7 protein-coding genes are annotated in these 8,112 nt (G+C 52.4%); 4 read left to right on the forward strand and 3 right to left on the reverse strand.

The genetic code is table 11. The annotated features are described in order from the left end of the window. Positions 1–873 precede the first annotated feature (873 nt). Positions 874–1,461: a site-specific integrase gene (locus D3261_RS19040; RefSeq protein WP_120075134.1), complete on the reverse strand. Its 588-nt coding sequence runs from the start codon at positions 1,459–1,461 to the stop codon at positions 874–876. 300 nt (positions 1,462–1,761) lie between these two features. Here D3261_RS19040 and D3261_RS19045 point away from each other — a divergent pair, with 300 nt between their 5' ends. From D3261_RS19045 to D3261_RS19050, 3 genes are all read left to right on the forward strand, one after another. Next, complete coding sequence (locus D3261_RS19045) at positions 1,762–2,544, forward strand: hypothetical protein (RefSeq protein ID WP_120075136.1); 783 nt, start codon at positions 1,762–1,764, stop codon at positions 2,542–2,544. 2,063 nt (positions 2,545–4,607) lie between these two features. Next, complete coding sequence (locus tag D3261_RS20910; protein ID WP_255409240.1) at positions 4,608–4,730, forward strand: hypothetical protein; 123 nt, start codon at positions 4,608–4,610, stop codon at positions 4,728–4,730. Beyond that, on the forward strand, positions 4,727–5,389 hold the full coding sequence (locus D3261_RS19050; RefSeq protein WP_120075137.1) for a hypothetical protein: 663 nt from the start codon (positions 4,727–4,729) through the stop codon (positions 5,387–5,389). Before D3261_RS20910 ends, D3261_RS19050 begins: the two co-directional genes overlap by 4 nt. A 104-nt stretch (positions 5,390–5,493) precedes the next feature. Here the strand turns inward: D3261_RS19050 and D3261_RS19055 are convergent, their stop codons facing one another. Further along, complete coding sequence (locus D3261_RS19055) at positions 5,494–5,814, reverse strand: hypothetical protein (protein WP_199694076.1); 321 nt, start codon at positions 5,812–5,814, stop codon at positions 5,494–5,496. Positions 5,815–6,578: 764 nt separating this feature from the next. On the opposite strand from D3261_RS19055, the gene D3261_RS20775 reads away from it, so the two are divergent. Further along, complete coding sequence (locus D3261_RS20775; RefSeq protein WP_233554044.1) at positions 6,579–7,136, forward strand: hypothetical protein; 558 nt, start codon at positions 6,579–6,581, stop codon at positions 7,134–7,136. Positions 7,137–7,776: 640 nt separating this feature from the next. Here the strand turns inward: D3261_RS20775 and D3261_RS20155 are convergent. Beyond that, positions 7,777–7,935 carry a hypothetical protein gene (locus D3261_RS20155; RefSeq protein WP_158589421.1) on the reverse strand — a complete coding sequence of 53 codons (159 nt, stop codon included), beginning with the start codon at positions 7,933–7,935 and terminating at the stop codon, positions 7,777–7,779. Positions 7,936–8,112: the final 177 nt, after the last annotated feature.

Consider the following 8,112-nt stretch of genomic DNA (forward strand, 5'->3'; position numbering starts at 1 on the left):
ACAAGCCTTTCGCAATTGTTCTTCTTTTCGACAATTCGCTTCCTTCTCATCTGAAAGGCTACGCCTTTCAGACGGGCCTCATTTACTTATAAAAGATATGCTGGAGAATCGTTTAGAAGACCTATGGCGGATTTTGCTTCTCTTTTCCATCACTGATTTGGTATGAAATGCCGTTAACGCACGATGTGGCTGTCTCGCGTACCCTCTTCAGCACAAAACCCCCACCTCTGCGCCCTTAGAATCGACTCGTTAACTCAATATCGCCGGACAGCATCGGCACGGCGAGCGAATTGCCCGTTGGCATCCCTCCATCGATGCCGATTATCAGACGTATGCTCCACGAGTTCGGGTTTGGGTTCGGCTCCATCGTTCGTCGCGAACGTGAATAGAGACGCCTGTTCAGTGGAGCGGGCGAAGTCGAATAGGCTGGTTTGGGCAACCGCCATAGTTAAAGAACCGTCACATATTGGTGCGCATAAAGCTCCGTGCGAGGAGACATCCAGTCCGCTTCTCAGCGCCCGAGGCCGTGAACACGATGGATGTGCCTTACTCCCGACTATCGACTCCGTAGCGTCCGCTCCGCGCGCTCTCACCGCCGAGAGTCACCCCTTCGTATCGCTTCGAAGACGTGGTATCCACACATCGAGCACGGTACCATTCCCAGATATCGAGGCTCCATCGAGTCCGACGAGACGAGTATATCGAAGTATTATCCGGGGAATAACCCCCTGTATTGGCGGCCAGGGTAGCTGGCCGACACCGGCGATTTCCTATCGCTTCGTATATAGAAAACGAGCGGCATGAAGACGTGCCAATCAATAACATAGATTACACTGAGGAATGATATCGAATCATCACGAAGGGAATCATCAGCTATCCAGCAATTTCTGCCACTTCGGAAGCTATCACTCGGTCTGAAAGTTCATTTAGGTAATGGTCCCTGAAGGTAGCGTAATCTTCCCACCCCCCTAACTCCATTATCACGAGAGGAGAGACATCGGAATCAACTAGTCTCCCCGCCCACGAACGTCGCAAATCGTGTGTACCAACGTGATGCCAGCCTTCATCATCGGTGGGACGGCTATCGGCGGCTTTCCGGACCCAGTTACGGAGCGTTCGCTTCGTCACGTCCACCAATGGAGCATCATCGTCCACGTCGTTCATATTGGCGAACATTACGATTTCATTCCGCAAATCGTTAGGAATCACTGTCTCACGGGGTTTATCACCTTTTCCGTGGGGGATACGAAGCTTATAGAGTACTTCATCGGCATCCATCTGCTGTATGTGACCAGGGGTAAAATCGAGGACTTCGTGGCTCCGAAGACCACACTCACCCATTAGCATCAATGCGAACCGCCGCCGGTAGTCACCCTCGTAATAGCCGTATAGAGCATCCATTTCGTCACCGCTCATCCACACTCTCATCTTCTCATCGTCCGGGTTCTCTTTCAGTCTCATACCTATTCCGAGTTTTGGAGAAACCGGAAGTTAAGTCTATCGACAGGGGTAGACCGTATCGTTACCCCTGCTAATCGGGTTTCTTGTTATATTAGGTGTGTGAAAATAAGGTCGATTCACTGGTCGTTTCCGGGTCTACTATGAGAGTACTAACGCACTGAAGGCCTCTCTCAGCGCCTCCGATTACACTGAAGACACTCGGGACGTTCCGGGGAGTGACCCGATAACGCTACACGCTAAAAGGTGCATTCAGTACTGGGCTCGCTCTCTTACTGATTACACTCCCCCGACGTCCACCCAATGAGCTTTGAAATATCGGGAGTAGCCGCCACTCCGGGAGTCAAATCGACGGATGTACGCACAAAGCGCTACCCTGCTGAGGAGCTTCGAAACGCCGTCGGTTCCCTCGAAGACGCACACGTCACCTTAGACGGAGACACGTCGGTACAGGGAGTCGCCGGTCGCGTCACCTCTGCCGAGTACGAAGACGATGCTCTCCGATTCACAGCTGAGGTTTCGGAGAAAGAGATAGCGAAGAAGGTAGCGAATGACCTTCTCGACGTCCGGGTCGTTGGACGTCACGCCCAGGACTTAGACCACGATGATGATGGGAATGCCGTGGTCTCGGATTTCCAAATCCGGAGCCTTACGCTCGTCCCCACGGGCAACGGAGCCGACGGGAATAGGGTGACCATCCCCACGGCCACAGACGAAAAGGAACCCCCAGCGGGTGAATCAGCGGCGGCACTATCGAGCGGCAAAATGCCGTTCGCTCTATCGGCAGATATTGATAATATGGAACGAATTGAATTGGCGGAAAGCACGGTTGCACAGCTTCGAGAGGTCCAGCATAGCGAGCGCGAATTTGATGAAACAGACTCTCTCGACGTCATCATCAGTACTCTCGCTTCCGAAGCCGGCGCACCATCCGACGAGGATATCGAGGCAGAGCAAGACCGCCTTCGTGCAATGCTTGGACGGCAGGGTGATGGTGGGGACTCCGCCGAGTTGGAAGACGAGAGTGAACTGAGCGAAGCCGAGAAGGAACAGCTACGGATTAAGCGGGAGGTGTTCGACCAATGAGTTCGAACCAGGGAGTCGAACGTCGAGTCCGCCGAAGTGCTCGCTATGGGGATAGCCCCGAACGGAGGGGACAGCCACATCGGTTCGACGACGCACACCTCCCGATTGAGGAGCGAGAAGTATGAGTGACGACGATTCAATCTGAGGCGTTATATCGGCGTATTTGGCGATTGTAACGAGGAGTGTCCTTACCCTCATATCATTGCGGGAGCGCACACGGGCTAATCTCGCGCCATATTATCCTTTCTGAGGTGACTCTATAACGCAGAGCTACCGCTATGGAAAAGTGAAGTGAACAGGGGAGGAAACGCAACCCCCTGCGTCACCGGAGTGAGTAACCTTTGGTTAGGGTCTCTATCGTATAAGACTTACGTACTACTATCACTAATATGATATGGTCCACCACCACCGTGACGACACCTTTATATCAATCAATATAGTAATAGAAAATAAGCACGCGTCACCGGAGTGAGTTCGGTGAAGGGGCTTCATCCGAAGTGGTGTCGTCTCTCCCCAATTTCTGACCGTCACCCACGAAAAAGGGTGTATGGCCCGTGAGTACCCAAACTTACGACGAAGACCACACACGGCCACAGTAACGGACTGTGGGGCCAGAGGAGTAACAGTCGAGACGACTGTGCCAGAGGGTTATAATCCCGAATGGACCGAGACGGAGCCTGGTAAAATTTCAGGGCTACGATGGTAACACATCGTGGTAATTGGGTGCTTTGTCACTCCCACAAATACGTGGGACGATTGCAATTTTAGTAAGACTTCGAAGAGTACCATCGGAGAGTAGCGGCACCATCACAGAGGTAGTAACTCCGTTGATGAACGCCGTACTTCGTCGATGTATCACTCCACAGAGCCAATGACGGAGCTATAATTCCGCTGTGCTTCTACTCCGTTGAGTGGCTGTCTCGACACCTAAAGGTGTCATCGACAGCCTACCCGCAACCGCGACCGCAGAGGGATGGCCACCCTTCCGGAGTCGCGAGCGACTTCCTCAGTCGTTCCGCATCAGCCCGCTCCGCATTATCAACGAAGGCAGTTCCTTCGAGGAGTACGCTTCGAGGACGCACTTCATTGCTGGCCATCCCTATTCCATTTACTTCTCGGGAGTGGTAACACACCACACGACTTCGCTTCGTCGAGTCGCCCAACATTGAGATACATTCGGGGGAGTGGCGGTGTGCGCAATTTTTCGCAATTCAGGTTTCGCTTTACAGCTGACGTTTTGAAAGTGCAATTGCCTTCGAGGACTATGCGTAGGCGGTTGCTGTCTCTCTCCTCGAAGCCAACCCCCACGTACCACCGGAGCGACGACGCACGGTGAGTGGCCGTTTACGGCCACGAGGAGGAAGGAGCGCAAAGCGGAGGGAGGGCGTTGCTGATTCCCCCCGACCGGAGCGCCCATCCCATGCGGTAAGCGGTGACTGTTCGGTTCGCGCGCGAGTAACGCGTGCGCCGTCAACCACTCAACAGTAAACGACGGTTTCATTCGAAAGTAATCCCTCTGAAAAGCCCATAGAAGAGAGTTTCAGGGGGTTAGAAGCCGGTGAAATTAAATACACTCCGCGTGATACTACGGACGCAACGCGACAAAGGGAAGCCACCCACTCTCAACAGGTGCGTGTTCTCCCTCAATGTCGCCGCGCAGAGAGCCATCTATGGGATGGCCGTGGACAACGGAGGAAGAACGAACTACGTGAGCACGAAATCACCATGGCTGAAAGCGAAAACGCGTCTGGAAGTAATCTACCTGCTACTCCGTATCATAGCAGTTGCACTGGCGATAACCACCGCTATTGGGGTGATTCATCTCGCCGGTTAGCAGCGAGTAGGTGAACCGACTTCAACTCGGCCACCCACCCTCAACAGGTGCATCTGTCCGTAAGACGGACACCGACTTAACGTTTAACGTGTAAACGGTTAACTGGTTATACTGAATAATCACGTCGTAGAGGTTCGTTAAGGCGCGCTAACACCAGCGATAATGAAGAAACTAACGGGAGTGCGAAAGTAGGAAAACGCCTATATCCCGTGATGCAATACATGCATGCATGTCGAAGAAGGGCAAAACCGCAGACGAAATTGCGGACCTCACCGGGACGGATGTCGAGAAACTCCGTCAGGGAATGGGTACCTTCACGCTCGTTGACCCCAACGAAGACGACGACGAGTGAGTTCAAGCGGTTACTCATCGGAAATAGAGCGACTTCTACAACAGCACGCGCAACCGGACCACGGCCTCAACGGCGATGAAGAGAACGGGTTGGCGCGTGCGTTTGTTATTTTGGACTCGAACTACTCCGAGATGGTGGAGTTCGTCGTTGATGAGTACGACATTAGGCAAAATCCAGTACACGAGGCAGAGCACACAACAGCTGATGTAGAAGCCCAACAGGCAGAGGCAACGCGACTTATTCACAACTATCTCTCGGCGCTCTATTCGTTCAACGAGCATGTTCGAGAACTGGTAAACAGGAAGACGGATGGCAACGTCGATATGAAGCCGTATCACTTCACGAGCGTTGACCAGCGACGGTCGGATTACTCTCGAAACCTCACGTTCCTCTGGGGACTTCGTATCGATTTTCAGCACGGCCATTTCTCCGGTATTCGGCACGAACTGTACCACGAGTACGAGGATAGAGTTCACTTTGTGCAGAAGTTCGATGAGAACGGGTTCGTTGACGACAGCCCACTCGACGAGATGGAGCGATATTTGCAGTATACAACTCAGAACCAGCGGGAGTTACCATACGCATTCGTCGCTCGCTTTCATAACAACGGGTTAGACCACTTCTATGACGACTGTCTCGACTGGTTCAATCAGACATAGAGGTGATTGGCCAGCGGCTGGGACCGGCTGAGACGCTACTGCCGGCGATGCCAACGACCAAATTGTTCAATCGAACGCGTAGCGTTACACAGCGTTCGGAACAGTCATCGACCATCGTAGCCCCAAATTAGCCATTTCAGACGTGTAGCAAGTGGTGCACGCCGCCTTTCGCGTTCTTCACGTTGTAACTCGCGTTCGCCTTCTACGTATTCAGCCAACTCATCCACATCGTCATTTCGTGAGTTGGCTTCCGCGAGTTGTCTCCGTAAATCATCCCGCTCCGCTTCGAGTTTGTCTACCTTTTCGTAACGGTTTAAGCATTCTCTCATAAGAGCTGACTTACTTTCGTAAGCGTCCTCGTCATCGACTTTTTTCTCTATCCATTCGAGTTGTTCGTCGTTTAAGGAGACTGAGAGGCGTCCCATATGCGACAGTCTTCGTACTACTTCGTAAAGGTTCGTCAGACACAGTGAGAGGGTATGTATTATCTTTTGCGATGGGAGTGAGACGGTAGGATTATGCCGGTGGCAGAACACGATTCAGGTCGAACTCGGGGGCGATAGGTTTACGCCGCTTCCGGGATGTGGCTGTGGTAAGGACGTTGCCCCGGTTGGATAAATCGGTTGAACGTCCTCGAATCGACCCGTAGCACGCTCGAAATGGGCACCCACCTTAGGAAGTGCGTGTCTCCGCTTCGAGGAAGCTACTGAGAGAGCAGTCTGCGGTTTGAAAGCACAAATGAAGGGAAACCCCACCTCGAAGTGGACCAGCGCAAAGACACGGCTTCAGGTAATCCTGCTGCTGTTGAAGATAGCGAGCTTCCTAATCGGTGGAATACTGTTTGTAATGGGAGGGATACATCTCAGCGGGTAGCAGCAAGCGGGTGACCAACACCTTGGACACCCACCTTAGGAAGTGCAGTAGCTCGTAAGACGAGCTAATACTTAAATCTTATATTAGTACGATATCAGCAGTACACGGCGGCACACTGGTGTTTGGCCGAAAATACACGTACACTATCACCAGTGTCCAAATTGCATTAAGGGACCAGTCCCGCGCCAGCTACGGGCCGTGAGCCACGAACCCATACTTTGATATGAAAAGGCCCCGCCGATAGTGGTAACTCGGGAAAACAAAACCGGGTTCGGGGATGGTGAGAACATCCCCGCCGAGGAGTATGCAAGCCTCTATGGTAGCACAATCAGCCACCGGTATTGAAAGTACCGGAACGAGCGATGTGGAACAGCTGTTAGAAGACATATCCAACGATAACCCGTTGAAGTCAGTCGTAATCGACCTCCTCGATAGAGTGGAAAGGGTCGAACTGGCCCGTAACGCGGCTCACAAACGAATTGACGAGTTAGAAGCCCGTCTTTCGGACTCCGAACCCCAGGGTAAGAGTGGCGAAGGTGGGTCACAAAACGATATGACTCCGATTGAGCGGGTTTCGAAGGCGGACGAACACGACGATGCCACCATGGGACACGTGACCGCTTCGGTGGAGCGCGCCGTTTCGATATTCGACCACTTCGAAGAGTGGTCCTCGAAGGCACCCAAAGGACGGGTGATAACGGGGAACCTCCGTAACCTCCTAACCACGGCCACCGGGGAATCACTCGCCTGGAAACAGGTTTACCGCGCTTGTAGGAAGCTCGAAGAGTGGTCCAAAGGGAGAATCGCCTTCGAGAAGACTCGCCGTCACGGATGGATACTCGTTGAACAGTCGTCGTCAGTGAGCGGAGGGTAAGCACCGTCACAACAGCTGCATAACCTCTAATCGCCTCAACATGAAGAAATCCTTCCGATGAGGTGGAAGGTGGAAGGAACGGTTCATTACTGGTGGGTAAATTCCCTGTTGTGACTGTTGTGACTATGTGGAGCAACAGGGTGTGCGTTCGAACCTCTGTCGACGGCTGTCAGTGGATATCATTACGGGTTGAAGGTACGTGCGGTATCCGCTCGTAGCCACAGAACTATGTGTAATCCGCCCACACCACTTCTCGAATGTCAACATCGGATATCCAATACATCAAATATCCCGCTTATCCTTATTCGCAAATCCGAGTTGAAATCACGACATCCAGAGGGAGCGTCACTTCGTTCATGGTGCAGTTGGAATACAACTTCGATACCCGGTTTGGATATCCCGACGACTGGCGACAGGTTGCTCGTTTCGACCATCATCCGCACATGAATTGGGGACACGATATCCGAAAAGAGGGTCTTCACATGGACGTTATGAAAAATGGGAAGAAGGATAAGGTTCTTTGGAACTTTCCGGATGTACCAGTCAATAAAGCCCCGTCTTTCTGTGAGGAATTTTTACTGAAAAACCACGATAGGCTAATCGACCAATTCGAACAGTGGCACGGGACTAACGGGAATAATTACTCGCCTTCGCCGTAGTACTCGTCCGCGTCGGCTACTTCGAGGTCGTCGTAATCCGGAATCTCGTACTCCTCTGCGGAGTACTCACTCACGTCTTCGCCCGTCGCTTCCGCGATGCGGTCGGCCACCGTATTGTCGTCAGCGTGTTTTTGGCTCATAGTGGTGGTGGTGGTAGCGATGCGTGGTTCTAACCATGCAACCTCCGTTAACAAGCCTTTCGCAATTGTTCTTCTTTTCGACAATTCGCTTCCTTCTCATCTGAAAGGCTACGCCTTTCAGACGGGCCTCATTTACTTATAAAAGATATGCTGGAGAATCGTTTAGAAGACCTATGG

Source organism: Halococcus sp. IIIV-5B (assembly GCF_003602035.1).
In the GTDB taxonomy this organism is placed as follows: domain Archaea; phylum Halobacteriota; class Halobacteria; order Halobacteriales; family Halococcaceae; genus Halococcus; species Halococcus salsus.

Bases quoted from the DNA above. Each gene is read 5' to 3' on its own strand.
- D3261_RS19040 (WP_120075134.1), bottom strand. From the start codon at position 1,461: ATGAGACTGAAAGAGAACCCGGACGATGAGAAGATGAGAGTGTGGATG.
- D3261_RS19045 (WP_120075136.1), top strand. From the start codon at position 1,762: ATGAGCTTTGAAATATCGGGAGTAGCCGCCACTCCGGGAGTCAAATCG.
- D3261_RS20910 (WP_255409240.1), top strand. From the start codon at position 4,608: ATGTCGAAGAAGGGCAAAACCGCAGACGAAATTGCGGACCTCACCGGG.
- D3261_RS19055 (WP_199694076.1), bottom strand. From the start codon at position 5,814: ATGGGACGCCTCTCAGTCTCCTTAAACGACGAACAACTCGAATGGATA.
- D3261_RS20775 (WP_233554044.1), top strand. From the start codon at position 6,579: ATGGTAGCACAATCAGCCACCGGTATTGAAAGTACCGGAACGAGCGAT.
- D3261_RS20155 (WP_158589421.1), bottom strand. From the start codon at position 7,935: ATGAGCCAAAAACACGCTGACGACAATACGGTGGCCGACCGCATCGCG.